The sequence below is a fragment of the Acinetobacter sp. S4400-12 genome (genome assembly GCF_024129495.1).
In the GTDB taxonomy this organism is placed as follows: domain Bacteria; phylum Pseudomonadota; class Gammaproteobacteria; order Pseudomonadales; family Moraxellaceae; genus Acinetobacter; species Acinetobacter lwoffii_C.
This window is the reverse complement of sequence record NZ_JAMXYB010000029.1, coordinates 1-16,167: the sequence shown is the minus strand read 5'-3', so window position 1 is coordinate 16,167 and position 16,167 is coordinate 1. Positions and strand designations below refer to the sequence as shown.

Annotated in this window: 16 protein-coding genes; 9 read left to right on the top strand and 7 right to left on the bottom strand. The window is 43.6% G+C overall.

Annotated features, from left to right (window positions below):
- The first annotated feature begins 66 nt into the window (after positions 1-66).
- From atpG to adhP, 5 genes are all read left to right on the top strand, one after another.
- Positions 67-936, top strand: coding sequence for a F0F1 ATP synthase subunit gamma (atpG, locus tag NI461_RS10950; RefSeq protein WP_151204709.1), 870 nt, complete (start codon positions 67-69; stop codon positions 934-936).
- A gap of 26 nt (positions 937-962) precedes the next feature.
- On the top strand, positions 963-2,357 hold the full coding sequence (atpD, locus tag NI461_RS10945; RefSeq protein WP_151204708.1) for a F0F1 ATP synthase subunit beta: 1,395 nt from the start codon (positions 963-965) through the stop codon (positions 2,355-2,357).
- 27 nt (positions 2,358-2,384) lie between these two features.
- On the top strand, positions 2,385-2,804 hold the full coding sequence (locus NI461_RS10940; protein ID WP_151204707.1) for a F0F1 ATP synthase subunit epsilon: 420 nt from the start codon (positions 2,385-2,387) through the stop codon (positions 2,802-2,804).
- Positions 2,805-2,956: 152 nt separating this feature from the next.
- Positions 2,957-3,262: a hypothetical protein gene (locus tag NI461_RS10935; protein WP_174660419.1), complete on the top strand. Its 306-nt coding sequence runs from the start codon at positions 2,957-2,959 to the stop codon at positions 3,260-3,262.
- A gap of 438 nt (positions 3,263-3,700) precedes the next feature.
- Complete coding sequence (adhP, locus tag NI461_RS10930; protein ID WP_174660418.1) at positions 3,701-4,732, top strand: alcohol dehydrogenase AdhP; 1,032 nt, start codon at positions 3,701-3,703, stop codon at positions 4,730-4,732.
- Positions 4,733-4,789: 57 nt separating this feature from the next.
- Here adhP and NI461_RS10925 read toward each other — a convergent pair whose 3' ends face one another.
- The 4 genes from NI461_RS10925 to NI461_RS10910 form a co-directional block, all read right to left on the bottom strand.
- Complete coding sequence (locus NI461_RS10925) at positions 4,790-5,377, bottom strand: hypothetical protein (protein ID WP_151206865.1); 588 nt, start codon at positions 5,375-5,377, stop codon at positions 4,790-4,792.
- Between the two features lie 310 nt (positions 5,378-5,687).
- Positions 5,688-6,230 carry a glutathione peroxidase gene (locus tag NI461_RS10920; RefSeq protein ID WP_151204703.1) on the bottom strand — a complete coding sequence of 181 codons (543 nt, stop codon included), beginning with the start codon at positions 6,228-6,230 and terminating at the stop codon, positions 5,688-5,690.
- Between the two features lie 120 nt (positions 6,231-6,350).
- Positions 6,351-6,950: a viral A-type inclusion protein gene (locus NI461_RS10915; RefSeq protein ID WP_253157315.1), complete on the bottom strand. Its 600-nt coding sequence runs from the start codon at positions 6,948-6,950 to the stop codon at positions 6,351-6,353.
- A 185-nt stretch (positions 6,951-7,135) separates the two neighbouring features.
- Positions 7,136-7,897 carry a helix-turn-helix transcriptional regulator gene (locus NI461_RS10910; RefSeq protein ID WP_253157313.1) on the bottom strand — a complete coding sequence of 254 codons (762 nt, stop codon included), beginning with the start codon at positions 7,895-7,897 and terminating at the stop codon, positions 7,136-7,138.
- Between the two features lie 115 nt (positions 7,898-8,012).
- Between NI461_RS10910 and NI461_RS10905 the strand changes: the two genes are divergently transcribed.
- Positions 8,013-8,912, top strand: coding sequence for a DMT family transporter (locus NI461_RS10905; protein ID WP_253157311.1), 900 nt, complete (start codon positions 8,013-8,015; stop codon positions 8,910-8,912).
- Between the two features lie 439 nt (positions 8,913-9,351).
- Here NI461_RS10905 and NI461_RS10900 read toward each other — a convergent pair whose 3' ends face one another.
- From NI461_RS10900 to NI461_RS10890, 3 genes are all read right to left on the bottom strand, one after another.
- Positions 9,352-9,921: a Sua5/YciO/YrdC/YwlC family protein gene (locus NI461_RS10900; protein WP_151204699.1), complete on the bottom strand. Its 570-nt coding sequence runs from the start codon at positions 9,919-9,921 to the stop codon at positions 9,352-9,354.
- 41 nt (positions 9,922-9,962) lie between these two features.
- Positions 9,963-11,102: a DNA-processing protein DprA gene (gene dprA / locus NI461_RS10895; RefSeq protein WP_151206860.1), complete on the bottom strand. Its 1,140-nt coding sequence runs from the start codon at positions 11,100-11,102 to the stop codon at positions 9,963-9,965.
- 90 nt (positions 11,103-11,192) lie between these two features.
- Positions 11,193-12,347: a LysM peptidoglycan-binding domain-containing protein gene (locus NI461_RS10890; RefSeq protein WP_151206859.1), complete on the bottom strand. Its 1,155-nt coding sequence runs from the start codon at positions 12,345-12,347 to the stop codon at positions 11,193-11,195.
- A 120-nt stretch (positions 12,348-12,467) separates the two neighbouring features.
- Here NI461_RS10890 and def point away from each other — a divergent pair, with 120 nt between their 5' ends.
- The 3 genes from def (at position 12,468) to NI461_RS10875 (ending at position 15,661) form a co-directional block, all read left to right on the top strand.
- Positions 12,468-12,998, top strand: coding sequence for a peptide deformylase (def, locus tag NI461_RS10885; protein ID WP_151206858.1), 531 nt, complete (start codon positions 12,468-12,470; stop codon positions 12,996-12,998).
- 103 nt (positions 12,999-13,101) lie between these two features.
- A complete protein-coding gene (locus NI461_RS10880) occupies positions 13,102-13,524 on the top strand; it encodes a DUF2946 family protein (protein ID WP_151206857.1) in 423 nt (140 codons plus the stop codon).
- Positions 13,525-13,594: 70 nt separating this feature from the next.
- A complete protein-coding gene (locus NI461_RS10875) occupies positions 13,595-15,661 on the top strand; it encodes a TonB-dependent copper receptor (protein WP_253157309.1) in 2,067 nt (688 codons plus the stop codon).
- The last annotated feature ends 506 nt before the right edge of the window (positions 15,662-16,167 follow it).

The following is a 16,167-nucleotide window of genomic DNA, read 5'->3' as shown; positions in this document are numbered from 1 at the left end:
ATTGGTTTGGTTCACGGAATCAACCTTCGGAAGCTCGCAAGGGCTTTCGAATACTAGGTTAAGCGTATGGCAAATTTAAAAGAAATTCGCGCCAAAGTAGCTAGTATCAAGAGCACGCAGAAAATTACTCGCGCGATGCAAATGGTAGCAGCTTCTAAGATGCGTCGTGCGCAAGAGCGCATGGCTCAAGGCCGTCCGTATGCCGAAAATATGCACCGTGTAATTGCTCACTTGGTTCAAGCGAATCCTGAATACAAACACCGTTATATGGTAGACCGCCCGGTTAAGCGCGTTGGCTATATCATTGTGTCTTCAGATCGCGGCCTGGCTGGTGGTTTGAACATTAACCTGTTCAAGAAAGTGGTTAAACACGTCCAGCAGCAACAAGAGCAGTCAATTGAAGTTCAATTTGCTTTAATTGGTCAAAAAGCGGTTTCGTTTTTTAAAAACTACGGCGGTAAAGTGCTGGGTGCGACTACAAACGTAGGCGATACACCGAGTCTTGAGCAGTTATCTGGTTCTGTACAGGTGATGTTGGATGCTTATGATAAAGGCGAGTTAGATCGTATTTATCTGGTATCAAACGGCTTTGTCAATGCCATGACTCAAAATCAAAAGATCGAACAGCTTGTTCCTTTGGCAGCTGCTGAAGAAGACAAGAATCTTAACCGTCAATACGGTTGGGACTATATCTACGAACCTGAAGCTGAAGAGCTTTTAAATGGTTTGTTGGTTCGCTATATCGAGTCTGTGGTGTATCAAGGTGTGATTGAAAACATCGCATGTGAGCAGTCTGCACGTATGGTCGCTATGAAAGCAGCGACAGACAACGCAGGCGAGATCATTAAGAGCCTGCAACTTATTTATAACAAGCTGCGTCAAGCCGCGATTACTCAGGAAATTTCTGAGATCGTTGGTGGTGCCGCTGCCGTTTAACATTATTTTGAATTGAGGAGACAGCAATGAATAGCGGTCGTATCATTCAGATCATCGGCGCGGTTATCGACGTCGAGTTTGAACGCAACAGCGTTCCTAAGATCTATGACGCTCTCCAAGTAGATGGTACTGAAACTACTTTAGAAGTTCAGCAACAGCTTGGTGATGGCGTAGTTCGTACTATTGCAATGGGTTCTACTGAAGGCCTTAAGCGTGGTTTGAACGTAACGAATACTAACGCGCCGATTTCTGTACCAGTAGGTACAGCGACTCTAGGCCGTATCATGGACGTTCTTGGTCGCCCAATCGACGAAGCTGGTCCGGTTGCGACTGAAGCGCGTTTACCAATTCACCGTCAAGCGCCTTCTTATGCAGAACAAGCGGCTTCTACTGACCTTTTAGAAACTGGTATTAAAGTCATTGACTTGCTATGCCCGTTCGCGAAAGGTGGTAAAGTTGGTCTGTTCGGTGGTGCCGGTGTTGGTAAAACTGTAAACATGATGGAACTGATCAACAACATCGCAAAAGCACACTCAGGTTTATCTGTGTTTGCTGGTGTTGGTGAGCGTACTCGTGAAGGTAACGACTTCTATCACGAAATGAAAGATTCTAACGTTCTAGACAAAGTAGCAATGGTCTACGGTCAGATGAACGAGCCACCAGGTAACCGTTTACGCGTAGCGTTGACTGGTTTGACCATGGCTGAATATTTCCGTGATGAGAAAGACGAAAACGGTAAAGGCCGTGACGTACTCTTGTTCGTAGATAACATCTATCGTTATACACTAGCGGGTACTGAAGTATCAGCACTTCTAGGTCGTATGCCATCTGCAGTAGGTTATCAGCCTACACTTGCAGAAGAGATGGGTGTTCTTCAGGAACGTATTACATCGACTAAGTCTGGTTCGATTACGTCAATCCAAGCGGTATACGTACCTGCCGATGACTTGACTGACCCGTCGCCTGCGACAACGTTTGCTCACTTGGACGCAACTGTTGTATTGAGCCGTGACATCGCATCTTCTGGTATTTATCCAGCGATCGATCCACTAGACTCAACTTCACGTCAGTTAGATCCACTGGTCGTTGGTCAAGAGCACTACGAGATTGCTCGTTCAGTTCAAAACGTTTTACAACGTTATAAAGAATTGAAAGACATCATCGCGATTCTTGGTATGGACGAATTGTCAGAAGAAGACAAACTTACTGTATACCGTGCACGTAAGATCCAGCGTTTCTTCTCGCAACCGTTCCACGTAGCTGAAGTATTTACTGGCGCGCCTGGTAAACTTGTACCGCTTAAAGAAACGATTCGTGGCTTTAAAGGTCTTCTAGCTGGTGAATACGATCACATTCCAGAACAAGCGTTCTATATGGTTGGTGGTATTGACGAAGTGATTGCTAAAGCCGAGAAACTTTAATTAGCTACTCTAATTTAGGAGATTCTCATGGCGACTATGCAATGTGATGTTGTAAGTGTTCAGGAGTCTTTGTACTCAGGCACTGTGACTATGCTAATTGCAAAAGGTGCTGGTGGTGAGCTGGGTATTATGCCTGGTCATGCGCCGCTAGTAACTTTGCTCCAACCTGGCGCGATCCGCGTTATTTTGGAAAATGGTACAGAAGAGTTGATCTATGTATCTGGTGGTATTCTAGAAGTTCAACCGCATGTTGTTACGGTTCTTGCTGATACAGCAGTCCGTGCAGAAAACTTGGATGAAGCGGCAATTATTGAAGCGCGTAAACACGCTGAACAATTGCTGGCCAATCAAAAGAGCGATTTGGATGCTGCTGCTGCTTTGGCTGCTCTTGCAGAAACTGCTGCTCAGCTGGAAACGATCCGCAAAATCAAAAACCGCGCAATGTAATTGTCGGTTTGAGATTGAAAAGACCACCCGAAAGGGTGGTTTTTTTATGCCTTCCCCCTAGAAAGCAAGGCTAGAAATACTCTCTAAAGTTGCATAGCTTCTCATTCAGCTCATGTAATATATTAAGTCCATCATTTGCTTAATGAATTGATATGAACCTTATTGCTCATGAACCCCACTTTTGGGAACTCTATCAGGATGATGCTCATTATTACCTCAGTATCGCGGTAGATCTGGGTTCCGCACTGTCTTGCTGGGATGTGGCGTTGACACCACAAGAAATCTTGCAATATGAACATCGAGGTAGTGTCAGCATTCGGGAACTGGCAAAATCGGTGGTGGATCTGGTCTATAAAGGCGATTTTTCAACTCTCGAAAGTCGTGTGGTCAAGCCTTATCAACAGCATGCCATGCAGGCGGCATTTAAAGCCTGGCGTAACACTCAAAAAGCAGAATAAAATTTTATCGAGCAATAAGCTCACGAGGCCATTGTCTATTTCTGACAATATTGACCTTAAAGTTTGATCCAAAGCTTGATTCTGGTTAGATACCTGTAATTTTTGACAGCTGAGGGAATACTTGGCGTAGAAAGCTGGGCTTGATAGTCCTCTTAACAATTCAGTTGGTATTAAATTTTAGAATCCATTTAAAATATTAAACCACAACATTTTTTAGTCTTAATCTTGGCAATCCAGTGTTTTGCAGTAGAGGCGTGTTCTCCCGCTGCTTTAAGTTTTTCAGTCCTCTCCCGGTATTTTTCTTTCTGATAATCATATTTGGAAGTGCGCAAATTTTCTACAAATCTCTAACTATTGGCTATTTATTATTCGATATAGTGAAGAAAGAGCGCTTAAAAATGTTGGCTCCTTGATATGAGTAATTGGGAGAAAATAAATATGAAAACGACAATGAAAGCGGCGGTAGTCACTGAATTTAATCAGCCGCTGCAAATCCAAGAGGTGGAAATTCCGAAAATTGCGCCCGGTAAGGTATTAATGAAAATTATCGCCACGGGTGTTTGTCATACCGATTTGCATGCGGTACACGGTGATTGGCCGGTCAAACCGACTTTACCCTTTATTCCCGGGCATGAAGGCGTGGGTGAAGTGGTTGAAGTGGGTGCAGGTATTGAGCACTTAAAGGTGGGTGATATTGTGGGTGTTCCGTGGCTGTATTCTGCCTGTGGGCACTGTGATCATTGCTATGCTGGCTGGGAAACCTTATGTAAGCAACAGCAAAACTCAGGCTATTCAGTGAATGGTAGTTTTGCTGAATACTGTTTGGCCGATGGCAATTATGTGGGAGTGATTCCTGAAGGAGTCGACCTGCTGGAAATAGCCCCGATTCTATGTGCGGGGGTGACGGTTTATAAAGGCCTGAAAATGACCGAAGCCAAAACTGGGGACTGGGTGGCCATTTCCGGTATTGGCGGTTTGGGTCATGTCGCAGTTCAATATGCCAAAGCCATGGGTTTTAATATCGTAGCCATTGATATAGATGACAGCAAACTGGAACTGGCTAAAAGTTTAGGTGCAGATGTTGCCATTAATGCCCTGAAAGTGGATGTGAAAGAAGAAGTGATGAAAGCGACCGGAGAAGGTTGTCATGGTGTACTGGTCACTGCTGTATCACCAAAGGCATTTGCACAGGCGATTGCCATCATTCGTCGTGGTGGAACCATGGTATTAAATGGTTTGCCGCCAGGAACATTTGACTTGTCAATCTTTGATATGGTGCTTGAAGGTATTACCGTACGCGGTTCTATTGTGGGAACCCGGTTGGATTTAAAAGAAGCCCTGGACATTGCGGCACACGGTAAGGTCAAGGCCCATATTCATGTGGAACCTCTTGAAAATATCAATGATATTTTTGACCGGATGGCACATGGCAAAATTGATGGTCGTATTGTGGTGGATATGCGGCTTTAGCCAGTCAATCGCCCAGCCCCATTTGCTAGAGGTGAATGGAGCTAGGCGATCTGGACATTAACCTTCCTGAGTGGACTGCTTCTGATTGTCCGGAATCAGCATGCCCGCCAGTTTAATCATTTCAAGCTGGACGCTATTTAGCTGCTGTTCAATTTTCTTGAAGTCGACCTGGGTGAGGTCAATGTCGCCCTTGAATAAAGGAGTAGCCAATACTTGCTGATTGGCCTGTATCATATTTTGGCGAATAGAATCAATCTCTTGGCTCTTTAAATTCAGGCTGTTGAGCGTTTGATTCAAGCCATTTAGCTGTTGTTTCAATACGTTGGCAGTGGCCTGAAGCTTGAGCTGATCTTGGTCATTGAGGGCGGTTTGTAACTCAGATTGTGTCTGTTTAAGTTGCTCAACATAATCACCGGCTTTAAGCTGCATATCTGCCACATCACGAACGATATAAAACATGTTACCGCTTTTCCGTTCAGCTGCTGTTTCCGAAGATACTGGCTGCTCAGAATTTAACTCTGGTTTGGAAGCGGTAATCTCATCGGGTTGAACAGGCGGCTCTACCGCTTGCTCGCAGCCTAACAAGACCATAGCCGAACTAAATAAAGCAAAAGGAAGCAAGGCATTGGCAAGTATCTTGGCCATAAAATCAGGATCTCAATCTGGATATATTTCTTGGGGTTAATATAGAGACAAACTATGGAGATAAAAAAGATTGTTGCAAAGTCATAACAAATCTTTTTTAAGTGCTCTCAGAGATCACTCTGAAATCAGGGGAGGATTTAGCTAAGTCGTACAATACAGTGTACAGATGACGGGGGCTTTACCTGCTGAATGAATTATGCAGATCTTCAGCTACATGCCGCTTTGATCAGGCAAGCTAGAGTAGGGGGGAGAAGGATTTCAAAAATAAGTATCTATAAGGCTCATAGATACTTATAAAATCAGTAAGCAGTTATTTGGCGAGTTCAGCATTCACCGCATCTACGATACGCGGATCATCCGCTGTAATGTCGGGAGCGAAACGCGCGACGACTTGCCCCTGTTTATTGACCAGAAACTTTTCAAAGTTCCAGAGGACTTCAGGCGGCTCATTTGGGGTCAGGCCATAATCCACCAAGTCTTTCCACCATGGACCTTCACCGATACGTTCTGGCTGTGCAGTTGTCAATGTTTGATACAGTGGGTGTTTATCTGGACCAGCCACAGAAATTTTAGCAAATAACGGAAAAGAAACATCATAATTCAGTGAACAGAATTGCTGGATTTCTTCATTCGAGCCCGGTTCCTGTTCTAAAAAATTATTGGCTGGAAAACCTAATATTTCGAGACCTTGATCTTTTTTCTCACGGTAGAGTTTTTCTAAACCTTCATATTGCGGAGTCAGGCCGCACTTGGAAGCGGTATTGACGATCAGTAAAACTTTTCCGGCGAATTGATCTAACTTTATCTCTTCACCTTGAATGGTTTTAATGGAAATATCGGAAATCGAGGTCATGCATGCATCCTTATCGCATATAAATTATGTTCTTTGTAGCTGGAATTTTGCTGGGCAGCAAGTGATTTTAGATGAGGTTGTGATTAGGGCAGGTCAGGCTGAAGCTACCTGCCCGGTTTATTATTGAGCTGGTTGAGCTGGTTGAGCTGGTTGAGCTGGTTGAGCTGGTTGGGCTGGTTGTGGATTTATTTTGGCCTGTAATGTTTGTACATCACGCATAATATCGTTTTGTACATTCATAACCTGTTGTTGAAGCTGCTTAATTTTAGCTTCATCTGGTTTGGCTTCGGTGCTCAAGCGTGTCAGCTCTAGTCCCAGTTCATTTGAATGAATAAACTTGTTGCGAAGTTCATGCACTTCCTGGCTTTTCAGCGACAGTGTTTTTAGGTCATGATTAAATTCTGTCATGAAGCCCCGCATATCCTTCATGACGCTCTGAATCTGATCACGGTTATTGGCCTGTACGGCTTTCATCATCCGGTCTTGAAAATTCATGGCAGTTTCTGCCTTGGAGTTAGTCAGGGTTTGCAGATGATTCAAGTCATTGCGGATGTCTTCATGCTGATTGGTTGTCATATTGCCTGAAGTAGCGGGAGCAGGCGTAGAAGCAGTCGCTGTAGTACTTTGAGTGTGGGCTGATTTAGCTGGCTCAGTCGGTTTACTACAGCCTGCAAGTGTCAGGCCTACCATACAGGCAGTCGTGAGAAGTAATTTTTTCATGCAAAGCGTACCCTGTATAAAAGTAAGATTAAATTTCGCAGATGAGCGTTTTTATAAAAAACCAATTTTTTATTTAAACATGCTTTAAAGACAGCAAGACACCGCTTTACTTTTTATACTTAAAAATCATACGTGATAAAAACAGCAGGACTGAGATTTTTTATAAATATTTGATATATATTTATTTAATTTAAGGAACGCATTTGTGAGGGAGTCTGATCGGTATAGCGTTTGAAAAAGGCGATAAAGCTAGAGCTATGCTGATAACCCAGCTCATAGGCAAGCCGTTTGATGGAAGTACCTTGGCGAATTTGTCCAATGGCATAAATAATTTTGGCACGGTTACGCCATTCAGAAATAGGCAGGCCAAGTTCCTGCTGGCTTAAACGTAAAATCTGCCGTTCGCTCAGGCTAAATCGCTTGAGCAGGGTATGTAAGCCATATTGAAACAACATCGGATCTGCAAGCTGCTGCAAGACAGGAAGCAATACCGGATGCTGGCTTTGCGGTAAATAATCATCATACCTTTCTGCTTGGAGTATCTGGTCGAACAGCACCTGCAAAAGATGCACATACATCTTATGGGCAGCGGGAGGGTGTTCCAAAATTTCCCTGACCAAGACAGACAGAAAAGGCCGAATACTGAAGGTTGTAACGTCTTGAGGAAGATGCTCACATAAGCTGGGATGAATTCTGATGCAGATAAAATGGGTGATGCCGTGGTCTAGCGCAACAGAACAATGCTCCGTCTGGGGAGGTAGCCACAGGGCATAATTGGGAGGAGCCAGAAAGGTCTGTTTTTCAGTACGAAGCTCCAAAATACCGTCCAGACTAAAATTAAAATCCCCCCACAGGGAAGAATGGGGTTCCACCTCTTCATCTTTTTTATAAAAAAACTGATTGATCTCAATCAGCCTATCAAGCGTAGGAGAGTCCGGTTTTTGCATTATTCTGAATATCCGTCGAGATGTCCTCTATACAGTATAGATGTCTGAAATTCAGTATTTCAATTATTTCAGACTTCCATAACAATAAGAGCTTGAATACGTTGAGGTGAGAAAAATGTCAAGCGATCTGCGTAATCCGACATGGGCATTTGCCTTGCCGGTGCTGGCTGTCATGATCTGGTCATTAAATATTGTGGTGACACGCTATGCAGCCGACCTGATTTCTCCGGCCAGTATCAGTTTTTATCGCTGGCTGATTGCCTTTCTCATTCTGACTCCATTTATGTTAAGTAAGGTCTGGCAGCAACGTCAGCTTGTTAGACAACACTGGTTACAGTTGGCGGTATTGAGCGCATTTGGAATGGTGCTTTATCAGGGTTTGGCCTATACGGCGGCACATTACACCACAGCCACCAATATGGGGCTAATTAATGCGTTTATTCCGATATTTACCATTCTGGTCTCTTTTTTTATTCTAAAAGATATACCGAATTATTTTGCCATTATCGGCGGTATTTTATCGTTTTGTGGTCTGATGTATGTGATGGCTCAGGGGGACCTGACTGCATTGTGGCAAAATGGCGCCCATTGGGGTGACCTGCTAATGGTGATTGCAGTATTTTTCTACGCCTTTTATGGGGTGTTTTTGAAGAAGTGGCAATTAAAGATCCCTTTATTGATCAGTCTGTATATCCAGATCGGTTTCGCTCTGATCTATCATTTGCCCTTTATTGCCTGGTTGGGTCTGGACAGTTTGAATCCTGCCAACTTGAGCAGTGTGCTGTATGCGGGTATTTTTCCTTCGCTGATTGCGCCTCTGGTCTGGATGCTGGCTGTACAGCAGATTGGTCCCAACCGGACCAGTATTTTCATGAACCTGATGCCCGTTTTTACCGCGATTATTGCCAGTATCTGGCTGGCTGAAAGTTGGACCATCTATCATAGTATGGGCGGGGCTATTATTCTCTTGGGGATTTTACTGGCGCAATATCAGCCTAAAATCAGGTTGGCCTAAGCTATTTTGTGTGACTCAAAAGATCGTTTGGTTGAAATTCAATCAAACGAAAAGTAAATTTTTATTGAAATTGATTGCTAAATTGGTAATTTTGAAGGGTTATATCAATAATAAAAATATAGCTTTATTTTAAAAACAGAATAGAAAGAGTAAGATATTTTTAATATAAGTTAAAATTTTTTATTTATTAATAGTTAAAATGTCTTAGATGATATTTTTTATATACTTGTTGTTCTGAAGCGTTTCTCTCATAATACGCCCATCGAGAATGATGAAGCAAAAAAATCCTTGTTTTATCAGACTCCCAGAGATTTTCTGTACCCTCTGGATGTGATTTATACACATCCTTTTTTATGCTCAGCCATCCCTATATGGTTGAGCTTTTTTTTGTCTTAAAACTTTAGTCGGTCTTGATAAAGTTCAAATTTTGGGTATGACTTTAGTCTCGAATGATTTCTCCGGTAACGGCATCAATGATCCGGCTCGGTTCCTGACTTAAGCCCAAGTCACCATTTAAATAATTTAAATCCTGCTGAAAATAGCCAATCGCATCTTGTAGGGAACGCGCAGGTTCCAGACCCGCAGGGTTGGCACTGGTGGAGACAATAAAGCCGCCAAAAGCCTGACAGAGGGCGACACACAGTGAATGACTGGTGACCCGTACTGCTACTTTGGGATGCTGGCCTTTAATCCAGGTAGGAATGTCATCATGGGCGGGTAATAACCAGGTAATTGCACGTTCTGCTGGTCGGTTATTACTCCAGGATTCAATTACCTTTTCACGCATTTCCTCGCTCAACTCCCCCAGCAGATGTTCGACCTGAGCAATATGCGCCGCCAATAAAATAACGCCTTTTTCAACCGGGCGCTGTTTCAGCTTTAAAATTTGGTGAAATGCCTGTTCATTATAAGGGTCGCAACCCAGCCCCCAAACAGCCTCTGTAGGATATGCCAGAACTTGTCCAGCTTTGAGACAGGTCGCTGCTTCGGAAACAGAGGTGGTGATCATGTGAATACCTTACTAAAAACGACAAAGGCCTATTGTGAACCTTATTTAAGTACACGACAACGCAGATACATGCCGGCTTGCTGGGTACTAAAGCCCAAAAGCTCAAGTTCCATCAGCTGGCTGGTAAGAGTAGCGACATCTTGCCTGAGCTGACTACTTAAATGATCCAGATCTTGTCCAACCCAGTCCAGCTGGTTATACAGGGAGATCAGATGTTGCGGAATGTAAGACGGCTCATGTGCTGCTGTTTCATTTTTGATGGAGTTTTGCAGGGCTTGCCATTGGGTCGGCAGGGCCAGATCTTCAATCACCTGCTCGGGATGATCAACTAAAATGGCTCCTTCACGAATCAGTTGATGACAACCCTGATGATGCTCACTATAAATATGCCCCGGAATGGCAAAGACTGTTTTACCTTGCTCCGCAGCCAGTTTGGCCGTAATGAGCGAGCCACTTTTTAAGGTGGCTTCTGCCACGATAATGCCGAGACTCAGCCCACTGACAATCCGGTTGCGCCGTGGGAAATGGTGTTGTAAGGGCGGGGTATTGGGTAAAAATTCGCTAATGACAGCTCCACCTTCAGTAATAATTTGCTGGCGCAGCTGCTGATGCTGGGCCGGATAAGTCTGGTCCAGGCCGGTTCCCATTACTGCAATGGTGCCTTGCTGTTGCAGTCCGGCGCGATGGGCGGCTTCATCAATCCCTTGTGCAAGTCCGCTATTAATATAAAAACCCTGTTCGCTCAGATAACTGGCAAAATCATAAGCTACCTGACGGCCATGCGCACTGGGCTTGCGACTGCCCACCAGAGCAATTTGTGCCTGTAACAAACAATCAGGCCGACCCTGGCCAAATAGAATCGGCGGACGATCATTATAGGGGCTTAACTGCTGCGGATAATGAGGATCACTGTCTAACAGAATGAAGTCGCTATCACGTTGAATGCTCTGCAAACTTTGCTGAAATTTTTGTTGTGAAGCTTCGAGCTGAAATTCTTTCAGCCGCTGTACATGATTGGCATGAATACCTAAGGCTTGCCAGATGGGCGCCTGATCAGGATGCAGGGCATCGCCCAGATGAGAATAGTGCTGCCGGATTTTATAAAAACTGGGCAGAGAATGCTGGACCAAATACCATAAACTGATCATGTCCAGTTGCGCAGCCGAGAAGGACTTCAACATGTCGAGACCTTTACCTGTCTTCTTATTATTATGAAAAGTGGAGGAGGGAGATACTGCTGTTTTTCAGCAGCATCTCTCAAGTACTATAAATTATTCATCCAGTAGGGGAGGCTGAACCGCTGCCCCAACCTTGATTGGTAGCTCACTTTCAAGTACATAAGCATAGCTCAGCTGATCAAATGCCTTGAAGACCATGATATTGCCAATACGCTCACCTGGTAACTGAATACGTTCCTTGGTTTTCGGGTCGGTCACGACTTCACCTTTCTGGTTCACACTCAGCACATGGCCGGCCTGTAACCCATGCGTGACACCACGGTCAATCGTGACCACACTATGTCGTGCAGCTGTACCGATTGAACCCAGTACACGCACAATCTGGCCACCAGAGGTTACATTTTCAGCATTGGTTGGATAAAACAGGGTCGGTAACATCGGATCATATTCTGGCAGGACACGGTCACCGCGACGCACTTCAGCAGTATAGGTATCGGTCAATTCCAGAGTACTGATGTCATTTTCATTGCGTACCGCAATCGCTGACGCGACCTGTATCAGCTCCTGGCCGGCATTGTATTTATTCCCTTTGGCATCGGTAAGCATATAAGGTTCAGCTTCACGATACACCCCATAACGCTGACCGGCCACAATCCCTTTACCGCGGCTATATACTTTCTGGCCTTTGCCTGCCAGTACACGCTGGTCTGCTGTTCCTAAAATATAAGGGGTTCCGGTCAGAGATTCCGGGGCAATAATCGTGCTACGTTCCAGCCATTGCTTGATATGTTCAAGCGGAATCACCGGAATGGTATTATTTAAAGATTCTACCCGAACCTGTGGTTGCAGCGCGGTGCTACCGATATAACGGCTGATAATGCCTGCACAGCCATCACCTTCATCTTTACCAATAATTGGACGGCCTTGGTAATCACACATCAGCAGGCGGTCACCCGGGAAAATCCAGTGTGGATTTTTCACGTGCTTATTACTGGCCCAAATTTCCGGCCAACGTACAGGATTTTTTAGGAATCGTTTGGAAATATCCCACAGCGTATCGCCTTTTTTCACTACATAGACTTGTGGTGCATTGGCTTTTAGGCTCGGTGGATTGACGTTACGTGTAGGCGCTGCCCCAGCGGTGTGAATTGTTCCTAGCCCCAAGCCCATACAAACTGCGAGTACGAGCACATGTTTTTTAAACCCCGGGGCACTAAAAAATGGCATGCCCTTCAAAACCTTTTTCATTATCATAATTCCTAAAATTATGTCTGTAGTTGCGTTATAATAACGATCTTACACACATTTTTTTGATGAAGCATTCCCTTCATTTGGTTTTTTGATCAATGGCATAGTTGAGGACGCAGTATGGCCTTATTACCTATTTTAAGTTTCCCGGACCCCCGTCTTCGCACCATTGCACAACCAGTCGAAGAAGTCACTGATGAGATTCGTCAGCTCGCTGCAGATATGTTTGAGACCATGTACGAAGCGCCAGGTATTGGACTTGCTGCGACTCAAGTCGATCGTCATATTCAGCTGATTGTGATGGACCTGTCTGAAGATAAAGATCAACCGATGGTGTTTATTAACCCCAAAATTACACCACTAACTGAAGAAACCCAGCCTTATGAAGAGGGCTGTCTGTCAGTTCCTCAAATATACGATAAAGTTGAGCGTCCGTCACGTGTAAAAATCGAGGCAATTAATCTTGAAGGTCAAGCATTTGAGATAGAAGCTGATGGACTTCTCGCTGTGTGTATTCAACATGAAATGGATCACTTAAATGGCAAGCTGTTTGTGGACTATTTATCGCCATTAAAACGTCAGCGTGCACGTGAAAAAATTGAGAAAGCAGCCCGCCAGCGTGAAAAAGCCAAAGTTGCGGTAAAACGTTAAAGTTCCAGCTCTTTTGAATAAATTTAGCCCAATTTCGATTGGGCTTTGTTATACTCTGCCAGGCAAATTTTCAGTATCTGCTGTTTTGTAGGGCTAGCCAATCATGGTATTGCGTGGTGGACTGCTGCTTTCTCTAGTGGCTGTTTTTTTACAGATTGCTGTTTTTTTACAGCCTTTGCTGCCGGAGCAATATCAGGTTGCACCGGTCTGTGAAACCATTACGCGCGCACTTTTATCGCCGGTAACTCAGCATTCGTCTGCCAGCTATGCCGACTCTTCCCATCTTGAATCCCATTCTGTGATAGAGCAGAGCGCGGGGCATGATCACCACAATCCGAGTCATCAATGCCAGTACTGTACGGTCTACGGCAATCTGATCCTGCCGCCTGAGCTGGAAGTGCAAGAAGTTCTGGACCGTATTCTGGTCCGTTTAATTGCTTTTGAAAAAGCCTTTAAACATGTCTGGTTTGTCCTTCAACAACTTTTTCTTATTCCTCAAGGCCGCGCTCCGCCAGCATTCACTTAAAGCCTGTTTGATACGCCGGGTCTTCACTGACTTAGGCACAGTTATATCTATGATTTAAGTGAGAAACAAAATGGCTCAGCCAAAATTTTATTTACAGCCCCTTGCGGCTGCGATTGCTGTTGCGTGTACTTCAGGTGTGGTATTTGCAGATGAGGCGAAAGTGCTACACACACTGGCCCCTATTGTGGTGACCTCCGCTGCGGGTAATGAGGCCAATGGCCTGATAGTCAGTGCCGATCCTAAACAGCCCATTCAACCAATTCCAGCTACCGATGGTGCGGATTATTTACAAAGCATTGTCGGCTTTAGTGCAGTGAATAGTGGAGCCGGGACCAATGGCGATGTGACCTTCCGGGGTATGTTTGGTTCACGCATCAAAATCTTGACCGATGGCACTGAAAACCTGGGTGCCTGTCCGAGTCGTATGGATTCGCCGACCTCTTATATTTCTCCGGAAAGTTATGACCGTATTTCGGTGATTAAAGGACCGCAAACGGTGCAATATGCCAATACCGGTTCAGCGGCAACCGTGATTTTTGAGCGTACACCTGAACAGTTTGATGACGATCAAAACTACCGTGGTCAAGCCAGTGTCTTAATGGGTTCATTTGGCCGTCTAGACCATAATATTGAAGCTGCTGCAGGAGACGAGAAAAAATATATCCGTTTGAATGCTAACCGTTCAGTATCGGATAGTTATCAAGATGGCGATGGCAACACAGTCCCTTCAGACTGGGAGCGCTGGAATACCGATATCGCACTCGGTTGGACACCGGATGAAGATACCTGGGTAGAACTGACAGGTGGTAAGGCCGATGGTGAAGCCGTGTATGCAGGTCGTGGCATGGATGGTTCAAAGTTTGCACGTGAGAGTGTGGGCTTACGTGTTGAAAAGAACAATGTCACTGAGACTTTGAAGAAAGTTGAAGCACAGGTGAACTATAACTTTAATGATCATGTCATGGATAACTATAGTTTACGTGAGTTTAAACCAAGCATGATGATGCCTGATAGAATGGCAACCAATGTAGCGCGTAAAACCTTAAATGCGCGAGTTGCTGTAACAAGTGAGTGGGATGAAGTTCAACTTGTTACTGGTGTCGATAGTCAAAATAATGAACATAGTATTCGTAAAACAGACACAGACAACAACATAGATTATAAAAATCTACCAAGAACAAAAGATATGAAGTATCAATCAGTGGGTGGTTTTGGTGAGATAACGTATCACTTTGATGATCAAAACCGTTTGGTCTCAGGTCTTCGTTTAGATCAGGTGAATGTAAAAGACAAACGCCAAGATTCTATTAATAATGGGTATAACCGTACATTAGATAAAACATTAGCGAGCGGTTTTATTCGATTTGAAAATACCCATCCTGAACATGATGATGGCAAAACATATATCGGTTTGGGATATGTTGAACGGATGCCAGATTATTGGGAGTTATTTAGTCCTCAATCTGGTAATGGAAATCCAAATACTTTTAACAATATTGATACCGAGAAGACTTTACAGCTAGATACGGGATATCAACATCAACATGGAGCTTTAAGTTCTTGGGTTTCTGCATATGCAGGCATCATTAATGATTATGTTCTTACAACATATTTGCCATCAACAGGGCATATGAAAATGTTGCAAGCTCATACTCGAAATGTGGATGCAACTATTGTAGGAGCTGAAGCAGGTGTTGGTTATCAGTTTACAGATGCAATTCAGGCAGATGTAAGTACCATGTATGCTTGGGGTAAAAATACTACAGACAATACGCCGTTACCACAAATTTCACCTTTAGAAGCGCGTGTGAATTTACGTTATGTGCAAGACAAATATAATTTTGGATTATTGTGGCGCTTAGTCGATGGGCAAAATCGTATTAGTCAAAACGAAGGTAACATTGTTGGCTATGACCTAAAGAAAAGTGCTGGGTTTACGACATTGTCTATTAACGGTTCATACAACTTAACGAAAGATATAGATTTGTCGGTTGGTATTGATAACGTATTAGATAAAACCTATACAGAGCATTTAAATAAAATGGGCAATGCAGGTTTTGGAGATGGATTTACAAGTGATCAGCAATTTAATAATATGGGCCGCAATTACTGGGCACGAATCAGTATGAAATTCTAATCTGATTAACTTCAGAGCAAAAAAGCAGGGCAGAAGTCCTGCTTTTTACTCTTATTTTTTATAGTATTTTAATAAAATCAATAGCTTATGTTTTGTAGAACATTTTTAAATAAAATAATGAATATTTTTATGAATTATTTATTTTATAAAAAACATATACTTATAAAAATATTGGTTTATAAAATAAACATAAGAAAAAAAATCTTTGTGAGAAGTGTTGCAAGCTCTCTTAAATGCTGTAGAATGCACATCCATCGGCAGTGATGAAGATTAAAACTTATTAAGAAACAAGGATTTAGCACAAGGTGTTAAATTTAAGTGTCTTGAATGAGTTTAAAAATAATCGGATTTACTGGTTGACTTTCTACAAAGAAAGCGTAACATAGCCGACCTAGCTTGCTGCTGACGAAGCAGTAAGAAGATCATTAAGAGATTATGAAGAACAACTTGTGTGGATTTTTACTGGTTGATTGATCGAAATATTATCATTGATTGATTGGTTTAAA